The following is a 20,223-nucleotide window of genomic DNA, read 5'->3' as shown; positions in this document are numbered from 1 at the left end:
GCGAACTTTCTGCGCCAGGGCGCCGCCTTGTGGAATCTCTACGGTCCCACCGAAACCACCGTGTGGTCGTTGGCCGAACACGTCGGCGACGGTCCGGTGCGGATCGGCCGGCCCATCGCCAACACCCAGGTCTACCTGCTCGATGCGTCCTTGCAGCCGGTGCCGCCCGGCGTGCCGGGCGAGCTGTATCTGGCCGGCGACGGCCTGGCCCGTGGCTACCTGAAACGTCCCGCGCTTACCGCCGAGCGCTTTGTCGCCCATCCATTTAACGCCGGTCAGCGCATGTACCGCACCGGCGATCTGGCGCGCTGGCTCACAGGTGGTGAGCTGGATTTCCTCGGCCGTGTCGATCATCAGGTGAAGATCCGCGGCTTTCGTATCGAGCTGGGCGAGATCGAGGCGGCGCTGGCGCGCCAGGCTGGGGTGGCACACAGCGTGGTCGTGGCACGCGAGGACAAGCTCGGCCACAAGCAACTGGTCGGCTATGCCGTCGCCGCCGCGGGCATCGCACTCGATCCGGCCGCGCTGCGCCGGGCACTCGCCGGCCCGTTGCCCGACTACATGGTGCCCGCCGCCATCGTGGTGCTCGACGCGTTGCCGCTCACACCCAACGGCAAACTCGATCGCAAGGCGTTACCGGCGCCGGACTACGCGCGTGCCGAAAGCCGCGCGCCGCGTACCCCGCAGGAAGCGCTGCTCGCCGGTTTGTTCGCCGAGGTACTCGGGCTGGAAAAAGTCGGTATCGACGACAGCTTCTTCGACCTCGGCGGCGATAGCATCCGCTCGATCCAGCTAGTCAGCCGCGCCCGCGAGGCCGGGTTGTCGATCACCCCACGACAAGTCATACAGCACCAGAATGTCGTGAATCTGGCGGCGGTGGCCCGCGCAGTCGATGAGCATGTTGCAGTCGAAGACGATGGCGTCGGCAGCATGTCGCCGACGCCGATCATGCATGAGCTGTTCGAGCGCGGTGGCTACCGCGCGCGCAGCTATCAACATTTCCTGGTGCAGACACCGGCAGCACTGACCCTGCCGATACTGGAAAGCATGGCGCAAACCCTGCTCGACCGGCATGACGTGCTGCGCCTGCGCGTACCGGCAGATAGCCGCGAATCGCTGGAAATCATGCCGCCAGGCACACCGCGCGCCGCATTATGCATTCGCCATTGCAGTTACGCCGGATTCGGTCGCAGCGAGCGCGAAGCCCAACTGCAACAAGAGGTGGCTTTCGCACAGGCGCGCATCGACCCGCAAGCGGCGATGCAGATGCAATGGGTGTGGCTGCAGGACGAGCCCGGCAAACCCGGTTGGCTGCTGCTGTGCTTCCACCATCTTGTGATGGATCCGGTGTCGTGGCGCATCCTGCAACCTGAGCTGGCCTTGCTGTTCGATACGCTTGTGGCCGGTCGCAGCCCGGCACTCGCTCCGAAAAGCACGTCATTCCGCCGCTGGTCCGCGCACTTGCACGAGATGGCCAACAGCAGCGAACTATGGGCCGAGCTGCCGCATTGGGAACGCGCGCTCGCCACGCCGGATCCGCTGCTCAGCGCGCGCCCGCTGCGGCGCATGCCGGAACACGGCGACGGTGCCTACATACGAATGGACACCGTGCTGCCGGCGACGGTTACCCGGCACTTGCTGGAGCGCATCCGCAGCGAACTCGGCGGCAGTGTCAACGACGTACTCGTCACCGCCCTGGCACTCAGCGTGGCGCAGTGGCGGCAGCAACGCGGCGAGCCGGCGCCGGCAGCGATCCGCTTCGATATGGAAGGCCATGGCCGCGAGTATGCGACGGACGAACTGGACCTGACCCGTACTCTGGGCTGGTTCACCAGCCTGTATCCGGCGAGTTTTACGCTGGGTGCGAGCGACCCTCGACACGTGCTGTCCGAACGCGCCTCGCATGCCCCGCTGGTAGCGGACCTGCGCCGCCAATTAGGACAGATCCCGCGCAAGGGCTGGGGCTATGGACTGCTGCGGTATTTGAATGCCGACAGCGCCGCTCGATTGCGCCGCTACGCGCCGTCGCAGCTTATCTTCAACTATCTCGGCCGCATGAGCCTCGCCGACGCCCGCGATTGGCAACTGGTGCCCGAAGGCGCCAACGTCGGTACCCGCGACCCCGAGCTTGCGCTGCCCTACCCCATCCAGGTCATGGCGGTCTTGCACGACATAAACGATGGCGCCGTGCTCAGCGCCAGCTTCGTCGCCGCGCAGGACCTGTTCGGCGAGATCGACTTGCAAACCCTTAGCCAGCTCTGGTCGCAAACCCTCCACGCGTTCGCGGCGCTGCCGCACGACAGCAGCGACCGCGCGCAACACATGGAGGGAGAAGTCAACGTGTAGCGGAACTCAACAAAAAAAGCCGGCCCACGGTACCGCCACGGGCGCCGACCGAGCCTTGTTTAGCCATCTGAATTCATGAGGCAACCCACCATGAGCAAGACGCTGCTGATCGACAACTACGATTCGTTTACCTACAACCTTGCACAGCTAATCGCCAAAGCCACCGGGCAACAGCCGGTGATTGTCCGTAACAACGAGACGAGCTGGGACGCGTTGAGCGACCAAGGCTACGATCGCATCGTGATCTCGCCCGGCCCTGGCCGCCCGCAATGCAGCGACGACCTGGGCTTGTCGGCCGACGTGATCGTGCACGCGACGGTGCCGATTCTCGGCGTCTGCCTCGGCCACCAGGCGATCGGGCATTTCTTCGGCGCCACCGTAGGCCTTGCGCCCGAGCCGATCCACGGCCGCCAGAGCAACGTCAAGCACGGCGGCAACGATTTGTTCGAAGGTATCCCCAGCCCATTCAAGGCGACGCGCTACCACTCGCTTACGGTGACCGATTTACCGCCGGAACTCGAACCCACCGCGTGGGCCGAGGACGGCACCCTGATGGCCCTGCGCCACATCTCGCGGCCGATCTGGGGCGTGCAATTTCACCCCGAGTCGATTTGCACCGAGCACGGCGAAAGACTGATCCAGAATTTCTTTACGCTCAGCGCCCCCGACTGCAAGTCCGCAGAGGATGGAGCCGCGCAGCACCACGCCGCGACGAGACCACGCGAGCGCAACGGCTGGATCAAATGGAACAACATGCGCGTGCATACTCGCCGCTGCCCCGGCAAGCTCGCCCCACAGGACGCGTTTCAAGCGTTGTTCGGCAACGGCGACAAGGCCTTCTGGCTCGACAGTAGCCGCCCCAACGACACCAATGCGCGATTCTCCTATTTCGGCGACGCCAGTGGCCCTTACAGCGAAGTGCTGGAATATTTTTCCGCCAAGCGCAAGCTCAAGATCCATACCCGCGACCATGAAACACAAAGCGCCGAGGACATCTTTACTTACCTCGAACGCGAGCTGACCGCGCGCCGACAATCCGCGCTGCAAGACTGCCCCTTCGATTTCAATGGCGGCTACGTCGGCTACTTCGGCTACGAACTCAAAGGCGAATTGCAGGGCGATCACGCACATGTCTCGGTGACCCCGGACGCATGCTGGATCTTCGCCGATCGCGTACTGGTCTATGACCACCACGAGCACGAATACTGGCTGCTGTGCCTGGACGCCGCCGACGGCATCAGCGCCGAGAATCTGGCTTGGCTGGAGAACGTGCATTTCACCTTGTCGGGCATGGTTCGCGTACCGGTCAGTACGTCGGAGCCACAGCCGGCGCGCTTGCACAACATGCGCTGGCGGCACTCGCCGGAGAAATACCTGGACATGATCCAGCGGTCCAAGGAATTGATCCGCCAGGGTGAAACCTACGAGGTCTGCCTGACTAACGAACTCACCGCGGAACTCGTCGCCGAGCCGTTGCCGATCTACATGCACCTGCGCACGATCAATGCCGTGCCGTTCGGCGCCTACCTGCGCTTCGGTGCGTTGTCGGTGCTATGCGCGTCACCGGAGTTGTATATCGAGGTATCGCGCGACGGACTGGTCGAATCCAAGCCGATCAAGGGCACCGCGCCGCGCCATCAAGATCCGGCGGAAGACCAGCGGGTGGCCGAGAAACTGGCCGGCAGCGTCAAGGATCGTTCCGAGAACCTGATGATCGTGGACCTTTTGCGCAACGATCTGAACCGCTGCTGCGAAGTGGGCAGCGTGCACGTGCCGAAGATCTTCCAGATCGAATCCTTCGCAACCGTACATCAGCTCGTCAGCACCATTCGCGGCAAGCTGACCAGCGAGCGCAGCACGGTGGACTGCGTGCGCGAGTCGTTTCCCGGCGGCTCGATGACGGGTGCGCCGAAGGTGCGCACGATGAGCATTCTCGACCAATTGGAAGAAGGCGCGCGCGGCATCTACTCGGGCAGCCTGGGCTATCTCGCGCTCGATGGCAGCGCCAAGCTCAACATCGTCATCCGTACCATCGTCATGGCGGGAACGCGCGTATCCATCGGCGCCGGCGGCGCCATCGTGGCGCTATCCGATCCAGAAGAAGAGTTGGCCGAAGTGATGCTCAAGGCACGTGCGCAGATTCGTGTATTGCAAAGCGCCGGCATCGAGGCCGAGTCGATGCATGCGCAGATCGAGCCGGCCAAAGCCGCCGACGCCATGGTCGCCGCCAAATGAGCCAAGCCATTCGGCGATGCGATACCGCCATCCAAGCCTGGGAGAGTTTATGAGTTTCGAGGACGAGATTATCGATATGCGCAGCACGATCGACGACATCGACCGTCAATTGATCGAGCTGCTGAGTCAGCGCTTTCGCTGCTGCATGGCGGTGGGCGAATTGAAGAAGCAATTCAAGGTCCCGGTGATGCAGCCGTCGCGCGTGAAAGAAGTCGTCGCGCGCGCTGCCCTGGCCGGCTCGTCGCACGGCATGTCGCCGGAGTTCGCCAGCCGCGTATGGGAGCTGATTATCGCCGAGGCCTGCCGGATGGAAGACGAGCAGACCCAGCAAACCAAACACGCCGTGCCGGCATGTTGACGGCCTTTGTAGTTAGCTCGCGCCAGTGTGCGGTGCGTGGATAGCGGCCGGTCTGCGGCCGCCAGTTCGACAGGTAGACGAAGCATGTTCAAAGAACATTTCAAAACAGCCGTGGTCATCGGCGCGGGAGCAGTCGGGCAGATGTTTGCGCAACTGCTGACGGAACGGGGCACCCTGGTGACCTGCTTCGACAGCGAGCCCCGGAACGGCGCGGCATCGGGCGATGCATGCCAGCCCTCGGGCAAGCTGGCGGCAGCGGCGGCCGACGCCGAGTTGATCGTGCTGGCGCTGCCCGAGCGAGCGCTATCGGTGGCGTTGGAAAGAATCGGCGCGCTGGCGCGGCGCGACGCGTTGCTGGTGGAAACGTCTTCGGTGAAAACGCCGTTGGAATCCATCAAACACACCGTTCTGCGAGATCGGGAAGTCCTCGGCGTCAATCCCATGTTCGCACCGTCGGCAGGCATTGCCGGTCATGTGGTGGTGACGGTGCACCATGGCGCGGGGCCGGCCTCGACCTGTTTCGAGCAATTGCTGGCCGCCCATGGAGCCAGGCTGGTCGCGCTGAGTGCCGAACGTCACGATCGCATGACGGCGCTGGTGCAGGCGCTTGGACATGCGGCCATTCTCGGCTTTGCCGACGCACTGGCCCATGCCGGTGAACCGCTGGACGATCTGCTGGCTATCGCGCCGCCGCCGTTTCGGGTGCTGATGTCGCTGGTGGCGCGCATGCTCGGGCAAAGCCCTGAAGTCTATTGGGACATCCAGTCCGGCAATCCGCACGCCATCCAGGCGCGCGCCCTGCTGGCCGATGGCGTGGACCGCTGCAATGAAGCCGGCGGCACGGTGCCGCTGGCTGACTTCGAAACCTGGCTGGCGCAGCTCACCCGGTATGGCGGGCCCGCGCTGCCGGCGCTGGGCACGGACTGCGCCCGGTTATTCGCATCGTTGCCGCCATCCAAAAGCGTCGCAGCCAACGAGCCGCTCGGCGTGGACTAAATCGGCGTGGACTAAACGTGCACCAGCAACCCTTTCCCGCATGACTATTTCGGCATCAGTGAGGATTTTGTGAGCGAGCAGGTCTATCTGAAGAACATGACGAAATTGGAACCGCTCAGCGGCCGTTGGTACGCATGGAGCCATTTGATTTCGCCGGTACAGCATTCGATGAACGTGGCATTTCGGCATTTGCCGATTTTTCAATCGTTCGTCACGAACGCGGCGATCCACGAAGCGGCCGCGAAGAATCCCAAGATGCTGGGCGGCTCGTTTATGGAGCTGAAAAAAACCGACTTGCCATCGGTGAAGGAGCTACTGCAGGAAACCCAGGACAAGTGCGGCCACTTGATCCGCTTCGCCGAAGACCTGGTCAACCTCGACCGCCAATTGCAGGGCGAAACCGGCTTCAGTCTCGACCACGTCTACGAGAACCTGAAACCAAGCCTGGCCGGCCTGGTGGAGGTGTCCTACGACATGAACAACCACGCCAGCGTGCGGGTACTCGAAGAGCTGGCCTATCGCGGCGGCCTCTGCAATCAGGCCACGCAGGAGTTGTCCTTCGCACAGATCAGGGACGAGGAGCGCAACTTCTTTCTCAACACGCCGCGGCTGGCGTCCGCGGCGCGGATCATCCTGAGCATGCCGTTTACCGATCCGCGTATCGATCTGGTGGCGAAGGCACGCATCGCACCCACCTCGTTCGACGAACTGGTCGACGCGCTGGAGATCCGGCCCGAACAGCGCGAGCAGTTCCGCGACTACTTCACTACCGACGCACCGACCCGCAAAGAGCCGGAGTATCAGGGTGACGGCGTGCGCGTGCGTTATTTCGGGCATGCCTGCGTGCTGGTGCAGACCGACCAGATGTCGGTGCTGATCGATCCCTTTCTGACCTGGGACGATGACCACGATGCCGAGCACCACCTGTGCTTCAACGATCTGCCCGATCGCATCGACTATGTGTTTCTGACCCACAACCACCAGGATCACTTCAGCCCCGAGCTGCTGCTGCAGTTGCGCCAGCGCATCGGACGCATCCTGGTGCCGCGCAATAACCCAAACAACGTGGCCGATCCATCGATGCGCCTGGCGCTGAAGGCGCTCGGTTTCCATAACGTAGACGCGCTCGACTGGATGGATACGGTGGATATCCCCGGCGGCGCCATCACCAGCATCCCTTTCTACGGCGAGCATGCCGACCTCAACATCGCCAGCAAGCACGGTATGCACCTGCGCGTGAAAGACCGTAGCTTTCTGTTTCTGGCCGACTCCGACTGCAAAGACCGCGCGTTGTACCAGCGCATCGTGGCGAAGCTGGGCAAAGTCGATACCTTGTTTATCGGCATGGAATGCGACGGCGCGCCGCTGACCTGGCTGTACGGCAGTTATCTGAGCAATCCGATCAACCGCAAAGACGATGGCTCGCGTCGGCTTTCAGGCTCCAACGCGTCGCGCGCCAGCGCGATCGCCGAGGAGTTCGGTTGCGCTACCGCCTATGTCTACGCGATGGGCCAGGAGCCATGGATGCGCTTCGTCGCCGGCCTGCAATACACCCCGCAGAGCAAGCAGATCGTGGAATCGGACAAGTTCGTGCAGGACTGCCGCGATGCCGGGCTGGTCGCCGAACGCCTGCTCGGCTGCCGCACGCTGATGTTTTGATGCGCAGTTATCGGACCACACCCAAAACATACCGCGTAGGGAGATAGGCGTGATCGGTTATTACATCAATCTTGCAGGACGCAGCCTTAGAAGCCACAAGGTACTCACCGCGCTGATGGTGATGACTTTAGGGCTGGGCATTGGCGCGTGCATCACCACACTGACTGTGCTGAAGCTGCTATCGGGCGACCCATTGCCGGAGAAAAACGGCCAGTTGTTCTACCCGCAAGTCGATCCATTCCCGGCGGACCGGCTGGCGGCAGCGCATAACAAGCCGCCGCCGATCATGACCTACACCGATGCAATGAATCTGGTGTCGGCGCGCAAGGCGCGGCACCAGGCAGCGGTCGCGCTGGTCTCGGCCAAAGTGATGCCGCAGGGTACGGGCGCGCAAGCCCTGACTCAGCGCCCGTTCTTCAGCGACGGAGTGATCGCCACTGCCGACTTCTTCAGCATGTTCGACGTGCCCTTCAAATACGGCAGTGGATGGAGCGCGGCAGACGATCAGAATCGCGCGCCGGTGGCGGTGATTGCCGACACCCTCAACAATCGGCTCTTCGGCGGCGGCGACAGCATCGGCCGCACCATCCGCATCAATGATCGCGATTTTCGCATTGTCGGGGTGACCAAAGCCTGGGCACCGCAGCCGCGCTTCTATGCGCAGGAGCTGGGTGGCCGCAGCTATGGCGACGGCGACGGCGTGTTCGTGCCGCTGGGCAGTGCGCTGGCCGCGGGCATGAGCCCGCAACAGGTGAACTGTTTCGCCGATAGTGACGTCAGCAAACTGGAAACCGCATCGTGCACCTGGCTGGGTGTATGGGTGGAACTGGGCACGCCGGACGAAGTCACGGCCTATCGCGATTTTCTCGGCAACTATGCGCAACAGCAGATTTCTCTAGGCCGCTTCCATCGCTCGACCATTGCGCTGACCGAACTGGGGCAGTGGCTTCGCGACAAGCATGTGGTGCCCGACGATGTGCGTCTGCAAACCTGGCTGGCCTTCGGCTTTCTACTGGTATGCGTGGTCAACGCGGTGGGCCTGCTGCTGGCCAAGTGCCTGCGGCGTTCCAACGAGATCGGTGTGCGCCGCGCGCTCGGTGCGACATGGCGAGAGATCTTTACTCAGTTCATGGTCGAGGCCGGCATGGTCGGGTTGGTCGGGGGCCTGATGGGCCTGGTGTTTACCGAGCTGGGTTTGTGGTGCATCCGCAACCAGCCGGCGCAATACGCCGGGTTGGCGCATCTGGACCTGGAGATGTTCCTGGTGACGTTCTTCTTCTCCGCCGCGGTTGGCCTGATAGCCGGTGTGTTGCCGGCATGGCGCGCCTGCGTGGTATCGCCCGCACCGCAACTCAAAGCCGCCTGAGGCCGCCCCATGGAAATCATTCCGATTCTTTCCAGCCTGCGCAAACACCGCATTCCATCGCTGCTGATCGTGCTGGAGATCGCCCTGGCTTGCGCGGTGCTGTGCAACGCCATGTTCATGATAAGTCAGCGCATCGACGACCTGCGTCTGTCCAACGGCATGGACGAGTCCGGTGTCTCGGTGATTACCGTGGAAGGTACCGCGCCGGATCAGGCAGCCAATGCGATTCCGCGCGACCTGGCCGCCTTGCGCGCGATTCCCGGCGTGCAGGCCGTGGCGTTGACCAATTCATTGCCGTTAACCGACAACGCCTGGGAGAACGGCTTCAGTCCGCGGCCCGGCGAGCAGCACCCGGTGAACACCTCGGCCTATTTCCTGACCCAGAGCGGCGATCGAACGCTGGGTCTGAAGCTATTGCGCGGACGGCTATTCAGTGACGACGAATATGCCAACGGCAAACTCAGCAGCAATTTCACCGCTGTCGGCCATGTCGTCGTGATAACCCAGAGCTATGCCGCGCGCATGTGGCCGGCCCTCGATGCACTCGGCCAGACTCTCTACAGCGCGTCCGGCGACAGCTACCAGGTCGTGGGAATCGTGGCCGATGTCATCGCGCCCAGCCTTAATATCAATACCGGCAACCGCAACGGCGCCTATTGGTGCGCATTCTTTCCGATGGCTCCGGTCGACGGCTTGAACAACTTCGTCGTGCGCAGCGCCCCTGGCGATCGCGACCGCATCATCCGCGAAGCCACACAGGCACTAGCCACGATGGAGCCGGCAGCGGTGGTCAAGGGCCGCACCTTCACCGCGATCCGCGATGCGTATTTCGCCGGTATCAGCAACATGATCTGGATGCTGAGCCTGGTCTGCGCGGTGATGCTGGTGGTGACCGCGTTCGGCATCGTGGGCCTGTCCAGCTTCTGGGTCAGACAGCGGCGTCGGCAGATCGGCGTGCGGCGCGCATTGGGTGCCTGCCGCATGCAGATTCTGGGTTACTTCCAGACCGAGAATTTTCTGCTGACCACCATCGGCGTGCTGGTCGGCATGGGCCTGGCCTACGCCGCCAACAACTACCTTTTCGAGCATTACGAAATGAGCCGCATGCCGTGGTTCTATCTGCCGGCCAGCGCCGTGGCCATGTGGGTGCTCGGCCAACTATCGGTATTGGGCCCGGCCATCAGTGCGTCGTCAGTCGCACCGATCGTGGCCATGCGATCGAACTGATATGCGCACTACTGCATCCGCAATTTACCGACGTAACGCATAACCGCTGATTGTCTTGCGGTCTTTCCATCCAAAGGAACCGAGCCATGACTGAAGCCGTGATTGTTCCAACTGCCGAGTGCGATGCCGCGCTCGATTCGCCGCCTGCCGAGGCTGCCGTAACAAACCCGTTTCGCCGCATCGATCACATCGCCCTGGCCGTGGTCGACCTGGAAGGGGCGATGCATATGTTCGAAAACGTTCTCGGCTTCGAGCTGAAGCGCCGCCTGACTGTCGAAGGCAAGCACAGCGGCATGATATCGGCCGAATTCGAAAGCAACGGCATACGCTTCGTGCTCTGCCAAGGTACCGAGCCAGAATCCCAGGTCGCCCAGCTAGTGAAGCATTTCGGCGTGGGTGTCGCGCATATTGCGCTGGAGGTCGATGACGTCGACGACACCGTGCAGTCACTCAAGCAGCGTGGCCTGTCCTTCGACACCACCGTAATCAGGGGGCCGGGGCTGACCCAGGCATTCTCATCCCGTTGCATCAACACGGGGCTCAGCTTCGAGGTCATCAACCGCAATGGCGAAGAGGGCTTTCTGGAGTCGAATGTGCAGCAGTTGTTCGACCAGTTGGAACAATCCGGCAAGTACTAGGGGCTAAGCGCTTGCACCGCTCCCTTCAGGGAGAGGGAGCAGGCCGGCTCATCTCAACGTCACGCACACGATGCAAGGGAACTCCATGCAACCCTCGTCTCAAGCGACCGTAATGAATTTTCTCAACGAAGTAGCCGGCCGGTTCCCGACGGCTATTTCGCTGGCCGCGGGCCGTCCCACCGAGCGTTTTTTCGACCGCTTGCAGCCGAGCGCACTGTTGCGCGCGCTCAGTCGCTACGAGCAATACGCCAGCGGCCGCGGCACCAAGCGCGATGTCATGGCCAGCCTGCTGCAATATGGTCGTACCGCCGGCATGATCGAAGAACTGATTTCCGCTCAATTGAGTCGCGACGAGGGAGTCGTCGCCACGCCTGATCGCCTGATCGTCACCGCGGGCTGCCAGGAAGCGCTTGCGCTGTGCCTAGCGGCGTTGTGCCCCGAGCCCGGCGATGTCGCCCTGGTATGCAATCCCACTTATATCGGCGCGACGGGCGCCGCCGATGCCAGCGGAGTGGCGATAGTGGCCTTGCCCGGCAACGATGACGATCTTGCCGCAAGCGTCGCGCACACGGCCGGCGAGCTGCGCCGCCAGGGACGTACGGCGCGGGTGCTTTATGTGATTCCCGACTTCGACAACCCGACCGGCCGCGTGATCGACGAAGCGCAACGCGTCGCTTTGCTGGCGGTGTGCGCGCAGCAGCGCATCGTCGTATTGGAAGACAACCCCTATGGAATGTTTCGTTACGACGGCCAGCCGGTGCCGCCGATGGCGGCCTTGGACAGCGCCGGCAGCGTGATCTATCTATCCACCTACTCCAAGACACTTTGTCCGGCGTTGCGGGTCGGCTCACTCACTTTGCCGCAGACCCTGTTCGGCGATCGCACCGCGCGCATGCAGCTATTCGAAGAGCTGACGCAGCGCAAAAGCTTTCTCACCGTCAATACCAGCCAGATTGCCCAGGCCATCGTCGCCGGCTTGCTATTGGAGCAAGACTGCAGCTTGCGCAAGTGGGTGCAGCCGGCAGTCGACCTCTATCGCGACAATCGCGACACGATGTTGCGCCAACTCGACCGGGTCTTTGCTCCGCTGGCCGGCACGATCGGCTGGAACCGTCCCGATGGCGGCTTTTTTCTTTCCCTCGACCTGCCCTTCCGCTTCGATGCCGAAGCGGTTACCGCCTGCGCGGTCGAGCATGGCGTCATCGTTATGCCGATGGCGTTTTTTGCGCTGGACGCTTCGCAAGATCGGCGCATCCGCCTGGCCTTCAGCTCGGTCGATGCCGCGCAAATCGCCGCCGGCGTAAGCGCGCTGGGTGCATATATCGCCCAACGCATCGAGCAGGCCGAGGCCGCCGCCGGGGTTGCGCCCGCGCTGGCGACCGCAGGGGCCGGCTCGGCATGAAGCGTCCGATCAAAGTCGACGACTATCGCCGACTGGCACAGAAACGCTTGCCGGCGATGGTCTTCGATTACCTGGAAGGCGGTGCGGAAGACGAGTCAGGCCTGCAACACAACCGCGATGTATTGCAACGCATCCGATTCCGACCACGGCGCCTACTCGACGTCAGCCAGCGCGATATCAGTACTCGGTTGTTCGACCGGGCGCTGGCCGCGCCCATGCTGCTCGCACCGACCGGACTGAATGGCTTGTTCTGGCCCAAGGGCGATCTTCATCTCGCCCGTGCCGCCCGTGCGCACGGCATTCCCTTTGTACTCTCGACCGCTTCAAACACATCGCTGGAAGAGCTGGCGCGGCACTGCGATAGCGATTTGTGGTTTCAGCTATACGTCGTCCATCGGCGTCTCGCCGAACAGTTGGTCAAGCGCGCGTTGCACGCCGGCTATTCGACCCTGGTGCTGACCGTCGATGTTGCCGTGAACGGCTATCGCGAGCGCGATCTACGTAATCATTTTCAACCGGCCATGCGCTACACCCCGGCCATGCTATGGGATGGATTAACCCATCCGCGCTGGGCGTTCAGCCGACTGCGGCATGGGATTCCTGGCTTGGCCAATCTCGCCGATGCCGGCAGCGATGATCTGGAAATACAGGCGGCCTTGCTGAGCCGGCGAATGGATGCCGGCTTTAACTGGGATGGCCTGGCATGGCTGCGCGACTTGTGGCCGCACCGACTGCTGGTCAAAGGCATTATTCATCCCGAAGACGCTGTCCGCTGTGCCGCCTATGGCGCGGACGGCGTGATTCTTTCCAACCATGGCGGACGCCAGCTCGATAGCTGCGTCTCACCGATGGAGACCCTTGCCGCCACCGCCGCGGCTGTGCGGCTGCCGATCCTGATCGACAGCGGCTTTCGCCGCGGCGCGGATATCGTCAAGGCCATCGCGCTCGGTGCACGCACGGTGTGCCTGGGACGCGCCGCACTCTATGGCCTGGCCGCAGCCGGTGAGGCTGGCGTATACGACGTCATCGCGCTGCTCAAGCGCGAACTCGATTCGACGCTGGCGCAGCTTGGCTGCAGCACGATCGATCGCCTCTCGGCGGACGTGCTATTCGGCGAACGCCAGACGGCGAAAGCATCCGTGCAACTCGAACCGTTGGCCTGATAGATCCACCTGGCTAAGCCACGTCTGTACCACGCGAACGGCATCTTGGCCGGTCGAGATGCCAGTGCGCTTATAAGCGTCTAACTAGACAGGTGCGGCCACCTGGACAGTCGCTTACATCCGCATGACCCCATACCCGCATGAAATGCACGGCGGGGCATTTCACTTAAATACACGCAGTCTTACCGGTCGCGATGAGCGCATGTCAGCGGATAGCCGGCGTGCGGGCTGCCGGTGCGTTGTTGTGGCCCTGCCTCTCTTATCCCATTCCCTTCGGAGACAGTGTTATGCGTACGCTCGCAAGTCTGGCTCGTTGCAGTTTCATACCGTTGCTCTTGGTCGCCATGGGGGTTGCCGAACAGTCCCGCGCAGCCACCGTGTCCCGCCCCGATCATGTCGTCGTGGTCATGATGGAGAACAAGGATTACGCGGACATCGTCGGTAATGCCGACCCGAACACCGGCGCGCCGTTTATCAATGCGCTGCTTCCCATCGCGGCCAGCTTCACCAACTCGCACGGCGTGCAACACCCCAGCGAGCCTAACTACATGGAGCTGTTCTCCGGGGGACCTCAAGGCATTACCGCTAATGAAACGCCGGCCAAGCTTCCGTTGACGGTGCCCAACCTCGGGGCGCAGCTTCTCAGCGCCAACTATTCGTTTATCCAATTCGCCGAAGGCCTGCCCTCCGATGGTTTTGCCGGCACGGCCGAAGCCGGATACTCCAGCCCGTACGGCACCTACTATCCCAGCGAAAACGTCGCTATCTGGTGGACCAATACAGCCAGCCCGCGGCCACTCAACGCCCTGCCGCTTTCGGTCATGCACGTCATGCAGGACTTCCCCAGCAACTACAGCCAGCTACCTACCGTCTCTTTCGTGCATGCCACCGAAGACGACAATATGCATAACGACGGCGTCAACCACGGGGACAATTGGCTGCGGCTGCACATGTCCGGCTATGCGCAGTGGGCGATGACTCACAACAGCCTGCTGGTCCTTACCTGGGACGAATCGCGCAGCGACGCACCGGACACCAACCACATCCCGACGCTATTTATCGGACCGATGGTCACTCCGGGCAATTATTCGGAAAACATCAACCACTACAACCTGCTGCGTACGCTGGAGGACATGTATGGACTGCCCTATGCCGGCGCAGCGGCAAGCGCCGCCTCGATTACAGACGTCTGGAATGCCGCAGCGCCACAACCGGTCGTCTCTTTGGACAGCCCCGGCAACCTGAGCAGCACGACCACCGGCGCGCCCATCGCATTAAGCGCCAGCGTGGTCGCCAACGGTCACAGCATCAACAAAGTTCAGTTCTATAACGGCGCCAGCCTGTTGGGCGAAGCGACCCAGGCGCCATACACCCTCAGTTGGAACAACGCGACCGTCGGCAGCGATACGCTAAGCGTCAAAGCGGTATACGACAGCAACAAAGTCGTCAGCTCCGCGCCGGTATACGTCACACTCACTGGCCCGCTGGTGCCGGTGGACACGACCGGGCTGGTGAGTTATCTCCCTTTCGATAACACTCTTTACGCCCAGGCCGGTACCCGCAACGCCAGCGTGCTTAGCGGCACCGCGAAATACATCGCCGGCAAATTCGGTGCCGCGGCCAGCTTCCGCAACAATGGCAGCAGCGGTGTCCCAAGCGATTGGGTCGCCTCGCTGGGAAGCCTCGAAAGTGTGTACGCCAACGATTTCTCAGTATCGCTGTGGGTACGAACTGCCTCGACCACCGATGCCGCTTTTTTCGGCAATAAGGACTGGACCAGCGGCGCCAACACCGGTTGGCTGATGGCGACCACGTTAAGCAAATCGATCAACTGGAACACCGTCGGCGGTACGCGCCACGACGTAGGACTGACCCTCGCCGACAGTCAATGGCATTTGATCGACATTACCTTCAACCGGGCGCAGAACCAGGTCACCACCTACCTGGATGGCGTGGCGCAAAACACCAGCCCGCTCGGAACCACGGGAACCGCTTCGCTTAACGCGAACTTGAATACCCTGATCGGCGGCAGCGGCACCGGCGCGTACTCGGGCAGCGCCGATATCGACGACTTGGCGATCTGGTCGCGCGTGCTAAGTGCCGGCGAAGTATCGAACATCTATCAAGGCGGCCAGGCAGGCGCACCGCTACTTGCCATCGGCCAGAGCCCCAATACACCGACGGCCAATTTCAGTGTTGTGGTCAACGGCCTCGTCGCCAACTTCGCCGACAGCTCTACCGACGGTAGCGGCACCATCGGCGCACATAGCTGGACCTTCGGCGATGGCGGCACTTCGACTGCAGTCAACCCGAGCCACACTTATGCAGCGGCCGGCACCTACAGCGTCACTGAGACGGTGAGCGACAGTTCCAGCGGCAAAACCAGCTCGAAAACGGCGTCCGTGGTTGCCGTGGCATCCGGCAACAGCGTGTTCAGCAATAACACGCCCGTGAGTATTGGCGACAACGCCACGATCAACAGCAGCATCGCGGTAAGCGGCCGCAGCGGCAATGCCTCGTCTGCCCTGAAGGCGCATGTAAACATCACCCACAACTGGTCGGGCGATCTGACCATTACCCTGATCGGCCCGGACGGCAGCCAAAGCGTATTGCAAACCCCGGACTACAACGACGACGGCAACATCGACACCATCTACACCATCAATGCTTCGGCGACACCGGCCAACGGTACCTGGCAGTTGCAAGTGTCGGACGACGACGGCGGGTATCCGGGCGATGTCGGCACGCTGAACAACTGGAGTCTGTCGTTCTAAGGTTCGCGGCCGTCGATTTACCCACGACGATTTACCGACGGCGAAACATTCAACGCCATTGAGATGAAGTGGGCGGGGCATATCGCCCCGCTCACCTCAAACAACGCACGACCATCTCAGAGGACGGTTGTCTTCTTGAGCATCTTTACAATGGCATCGACGACAAGATCGGGTTTGTCGGCCATCACCTTATGCGAGCTACCGGCGGCAAGCATCGATTCGCGATGTGGATGGTTCGCCGTAAATGCAGCGTGCGCATCGCGCCATATGTGCATGCTGGCCGGGTTGCTCTGGCCTTTTTCCGCGACGACATCCTCAATCGGCAGCGTATCCGAGATACGCAGACCATCGACTCTCTTGGCGGTTTCCGGCATCGCCTCTGCCCATGGAATGGCCACCTTGGCCAGGTCGGGAGCCTGTTCACGGACCTCCTTGTACTGGGCCCGCATCGTCTCCAGGTTTTTATCGAGTTCGCTCTTGGGCCAGACCCCAGGTACGACAGCGTCGAGCAATACCAGACCTTTGATGCGCGTATCTTCGGACGCGGCCAGCAGGCTGATGGCGCCGCCGTAAGAATGCCCGACCATCACGACCGGGCCCTGGATCCCGCAGTTCGTTAATGCGGTTCTCAATATGTGAACGTCGTTGTCGAGGCTGTAGGGGGTGGCTGTATTGATCTTGCTCTTACCCAACCCAGCCCGGTCATATACGAAAGTCTGCGCACCCGCGGCGCGGATTCGCGATGCGACTTGCGACCACACGCTCGAATCGTTTCCGAATCCAGACTCAAAGACGACGGTAACGTTTCCCGCCCCTTCTTTATTCACCCAGATCTGGTTGCCGTCGATGCCAAGCAGAGACGATGAGCATGCGTTAGCCGCGGGCTTGTGTGGCGCCTGGGCGCATAAGACAAGCGGAGTCAGGGAAAGGCTTAAGAGGCAGGTTAGAGCGATGCGTTTCATGGTCGAAATCATCCTGCGGGGTGATAGAGACATGCATTCTCAATGTATGGAACAGACTCACGCTGATGAACTCATTCCGGCTTGAACTCAGAAATGCGCGTCAAACAAATCCTCTCTCGCTTTCATAAAGGAATCGAACGCGTCGGCATTAGCGACCGAGCTGGTGGACGGTTTATCCGTCAATTGACTGAAAGTCGGTGAGGTGACGTTTTCGCCCTTGCCCTTCGTGTGCTTCTTGCTGGCAGCCTTGGTGGACTTCCAGCCGTAAGTGGCATATGGGTCCATATTAATCAAGGTGTTTACGCCATGCTTGACGGTAATCAGGTCGGGGCTCGTTTTCTGCAGCTCCTGTTCTACCGAGGTGTAGAGAGCCCGATAGTCCGTGGTGAAACGATCGACGCGCGGCTGCATCTGAGAGCTATAGCCTCCACCAGGGCTTTCTTCGTCCATGACCTCGTCAAGGTCATCGGGAGCAAGCACTTGTTCGTCGAAGATCTCTTCCGCATCGTCCACATCCATCGTGTTCTGCAGCGCGGTAAGCGTAACGCGATGCGCCACCACGTGCGGCCCCTGCGGCACGCTGCTCAATTTATTGGTGGGCTTGATATGCGTATAGGTATATAGCGTGGGGACGCGGCTGGATATACGGTCGCGCCCCTGTGTCTTCAACGTTTTATCGTAGGCGGTCGCTTTGGCCTTGGTGTCGAACAGGGTGTAAGGGTCGTAGTCGGAATACCATTTGCCGCCGCTTTGCTTTACTACCTTGCGCTGGCCGACGAATGAGTCCGTTACTTCGCAGGCAGGCTTGTTCGCACGCGCACTCGTCACGGGCGCGCCCTTGTGTTGCATGGCCTGTGCGCCCATCCGGTCGGCCTCGCGCTCCAGCGATGGATCGTCATTGATATTCAGGCCACCCAGGCGCATGGTCGGTTTCACGTGTCCAAGGCGCTGCTGCACGACATGCCACGCCTCGTGCGGCAGATGTTTTTCTTCGCCTCGGGCCAGGTGGATATCCGCGCCTTGCGCATAAGCCAAAGCGTTCATTTGCGCCGGCAATGACGATGCGTAATGCACGCGCACGCCGCTCATATCCACGCCGGAGAGCGATTCGATACCGGTACGCAAATTCACAGGCAAGCCCTGCCCAGCCCCCGCTGCCGTCGCCCTCTGCAGTGCACTCCTTGTGTAATGCAAGCCTGGCGATACGGCGGTGGCATGCCCTGCATGGGTCGGTAGCGCGGGCTGCGCCACCGACGCATCGGCAGATGCCCGCTCCGATTTTCCTCGCAGTAATGGTCTCATCATGGCGGGTTAATCGCTCTGGGTAAGTAGGGATGCTCCGATCTGTTGGGCGTAGGCGACATGATGTCTAGAAGGCTCGCAGATTGGATTGCTTGGCGCTGGGAAGGATAGCTCCCTTAGCAAGCTGAGCGGCACAAGCTGCGGGCTTTCTGGACATCACCCCGTCCTTTCATTTTTATACGCTGGGGCCGTAGCTGTCTGCCTACATCTCTTCGGTGCTCTGGCTCGAGAGCCAGCCAGGCTGCTCTCGCCAACACCCATGTGATCTGAGAGCAGACAGCTACGGTGACACCAGCGTCCAATAGATCATCGGTGCAACTGCAAGCGGGAAATCATCACTATGAGGTCGAAACATGCTGCGGATTGTACCCACCCCAGGGCATATGGACGGATACTCGTCTAATGTCTGCTACGAGTCGAGGCCGTGTAAAAACGTTGCGACGCGCCACGTACGCTAATTCCAGGACACTCATCGACCACGAGTGACCCGGAAGCGCATCTAGGCGGCTTGCTTTGAGAAGTATTTGATCTGGTCAGAAGGCGCCTTTGCGTTTTCACACAGCCTCGGTCGCAAGCGGACATTCTCGGCTTACCGCAACGTATAGGTTAAATCGCCGGACATGGCTTCTTATGGCCGGTTGGCTTGAATTGTTTGTTCGGGCTCGCGGTCATCGGCAGTCATCGGGAAAGTGCCTGTCAAAATCGATCATGATCGCTATGCCGTTGGCAGGCTTCGACCGTATGATGCTCTGGGTGCGATAATCAACATGACTTGGTCTTAGTTAAGACACATGTCGAATGACAGAAAATCTGTCGAAAAATTAACTTAGATTATACAAAATCATTGCGATCAATGCGGATATAATCGACCTTTGATTTATCGTATCGCCGTGCTGCTTTGCAACGAACAGCATATCCATCCAGGAAAACAATGGCTGGTAGCCAAGCGAAAAATTGTCTTAAGTAATGCTGTTTCGCTCGAGGCAATTGTTGTTACGCGCGACCTATGCGTCAGGTAACGGTCGGCGCAACAAGTGCAACCTCAACAGAAAAAGGAGTCGAAAATGGCTTACAACGTCGATAACTGGGGTGTTATTAGTAGCGGCCAGACGTTACCCGTCGCGTTCTTCATTGATGCTGGTGGGCATAATTACGGCTCACAGTGGGCGGAAGGATTACCACAAGACGCTGGCAATATGCTGACTACAACCAACGCACGGATCGGTTTTCAAGATGATGGAAGGTTTTTCTACGCATTCGATTTGCACTGCGATGGACGCGGGTGCCGTTATGGTCTTCACGGAGGCGGGCAAACCTGAGCGTGACCATGTTGGCTGCGCCAGCATGCACTTCCAAAAGAGTGGTCAAACCGTTACTCCGATTCCTGCCGTAGGAGTGAATACCATGCAGCAGAAAATGACCGTTATCACGAATAAGAAGGGCGAGTTTATAGGCGCGATCCGCCTTGGCACGATCAAGGACGGAAACAAGACATACCAAGTCCAGGCGTTACCGCACCCAGACCATAAACACCACCATGTCGAAGTCGATGACGCGTTGATGGGCAAATCTTTTGACGAAGTGCGCGATGCCCTGCTTAGAAAGATTCAATGACTTGTGTTGGTGCAATCGATAGCTGATAGCCGGGGCACGCACCCGGCTATCAGTGCGCACGCCTACCTCGTGTCGTACCGTAACGGCGTTGTGAGAGCTCAGCATTGCAAGGCCGAGCGACTCAGTCGACAAAGCCTTAGTGCTATAGCAGTGCGACATGATTCCAATCCACCAAGGCAAA

At 60.9% G+C, this 20,223-nt stretch carries 14 protein-coding genes and 1 pseudogene; 13 read left to right on the top strand and 2 right to left on the bottom strand.

The window, feature by feature from the left end:
- From DVJ77_RS13900 to DVJ77_RS13850, 12 genes and pseudogenes are all read left to right on the top strand, one after another.
- Nucleotides 1–2,346, top strand: a 2,346-nt coding sequence (locus DVJ77_RS13900) for a condensation domain-containing protein (RefSeq protein ID WP_162791493.1), incomplete at its 5' end; no start/stop codon positions are given.
- A gap of 90 nt (nt 2,347–2,436) precedes the next feature.
- A pseudogene (locus DVJ77_RS21640) lies at nt 2,437–2,994 on the top strand (anthranilate synthase component II); the annotation flags it as partial.
- A gap of 105 nt (nt 2,995–3,099) precedes the next feature.
- The gene (pabB, locus tag DVJ77_RS13895; protein WP_318530923.1) at nt 3,100–4,581 is read left to right on the top strand and encodes an aminodeoxychorismate synthase component I; all 1,482 of its coding nucleotides are present in this window, start codon (nt 3,100–3,102) and stop codon (nt 4,579–4,581) included.
- A gap of 49 nt (nt 4,582–4,630) precedes the next feature.
- Nucleotides 4,631–4,939, top strand: coding sequence for a chorismate mutase (locus DVJ77_RS13890; protein WP_162791492.1), 309 nt, complete (start codon nt 4,631–4,633; stop codon nt 4,937–4,939).
- Between the two features lie 84 nt (nt 4,940–5,023).
- Nucleotides 5,024–5,935 carry a prephenate dehydrogenase gene (locus DVJ77_RS13885; RefSeq protein ID WP_114846084.1) on the top strand — a complete coding sequence of 304 codons (912 nt, stop codon included), beginning with the start codon at nt 5,024–5,026 and terminating at the stop codon, nt 5,933–5,935.
- Nucleotides 5,936–6,004: 69 nt separating this feature from the next.
- Nucleotides 6,005–7,594 carry an MBL fold metallo-hydrolase gene (locus tag DVJ77_RS13880; protein ID WP_114846083.1) on the top strand — a complete coding sequence of 530 codons (1,590 nt, stop codon included), beginning with the start codon at nt 6,005–6,007 and terminating at the stop codon, nt 7,592–7,594.
- A gap of 49 nt (nt 7,595–7,643) precedes the next feature.
- Nucleotides 7,644–8,960: an ABC transporter permease gene (locus tag DVJ77_RS13875; protein ID WP_114846082.1), complete on the top strand. Its 1,317-nt coding sequence runs from the start codon at nt 7,644–7,646 to the stop codon at nt 8,958–8,960.
- A gap of 9 nt (nt 8,961–8,969) precedes the next feature.
- Nucleotides 8,970–10,187: an ABC transporter permease gene (locus DVJ77_RS13870; protein WP_114846081.1), complete on the top strand. Its 1,218-nt coding sequence runs from the start codon at nt 8,970–8,972 to the stop codon at nt 10,185–10,187.
- 86 nt (nt 10,188–10,273) lie between these two features.
- Nucleotides 10,274–10,825 (top strand): VOC family protein, encoded by a 552-nt coding sequence (locus tag DVJ77_RS13865; protein ID WP_114846080.1) that lies wholly within the window; start codon nt 10,274–10,276, stop codon nt 10,823–10,825.
- 85 nt (nt 10,826–10,910) lie between these two features.
- The gene (locus tag DVJ77_RS13860) at nt 10,911–12,227 is read left to right on the top strand and encodes an aminotransferase-like domain-containing protein (protein ID WP_225427995.1); all 1,317 of its coding nucleotides are present in this window, start codon (nt 10,911–10,913) and stop codon (nt 12,225–12,227) included.
- Nucleotides 12,224–13,390 (top strand): alpha-hydroxy-acid oxidizing protein, encoded by a 1,167-nt coding sequence (locus DVJ77_RS13855; RefSeq protein ID WP_114846078.1) that lies wholly within the window; start codon nt 12,224–12,226, stop codon nt 13,388–13,390. Before DVJ77_RS13860 ends, DVJ77_RS13855 begins: the two co-directional genes overlap by 4 nt.
- 287 nt (nt 13,391–13,677) lie before the next feature.
- Nucleotides 13,678–16,164, top strand: a complete 2,487-nt coding sequence (locus DVJ77_RS13850; RefSeq protein WP_162791491.1) for an alkaline phosphatase family protein — start codon at nt 13,678–13,680, stop codon at nt 16,162–16,164.
- A gap of 116 nt (nt 16,165–16,280) precedes the next feature.
- On the opposite strand, the gene DVJ77_RS13845 is transcribed toward DVJ77_RS13850, so the two are convergent.
- Both DVJ77_RS13845 and DVJ77_RS13840 read right to left on the bottom strand, forming a co-directional pair.
- On the bottom strand, nt 16,281–17,126 hold the full coding sequence (locus tag DVJ77_RS13845) for an alpha/beta fold hydrolase (protein WP_162791490.1): 846 nt from the start codon (nt 17,124–17,126) through the stop codon (nt 16,281–16,283).
- 87 nt (nt 17,127–17,213) lie between these two features.
- Complete coding sequence (locus DVJ77_RS13840) at nt 17,214–18,257, bottom strand: eCIS core domain-containing protein (RefSeq protein ID WP_263853830.1); 1,044 nt, start codon at nt 18,255–18,257, stop codon at nt 17,214–17,216.
- A gap of 1,404 nt (nt 18,258–19,661) precedes the next feature.
- Here DVJ77_RS13840 and DVJ77_RS13835 point away from each other — a divergent pair.
- Nucleotides 19,662–20,042: a hypothetical protein gene (locus tag DVJ77_RS13835; RefSeq protein WP_162791489.1), complete on the top strand. Its 381-nt coding sequence runs from the start codon at nt 19,662–19,664 to the stop codon at nt 20,040–20,042.
- The last annotated feature ends 181 nt before the right edge of the window (nt 20,043–20,223 follow it).

Origin of the sequence: Dyella tabacisoli (assembly GCF_003350925.1) — a bacterium.
GTDB classification, from domain to species: domain Bacteria; phylum Pseudomonadota; class Gammaproteobacteria; order Xanthomonadales; family Rhodanobacteraceae; genus Dyella_C; species Dyella_C tabacisoli.
The sequence above is the reverse complement of the archived record's forward strand: the minus strand, read 5'-3'. Positions and strand labels throughout refer to the sequence as shown.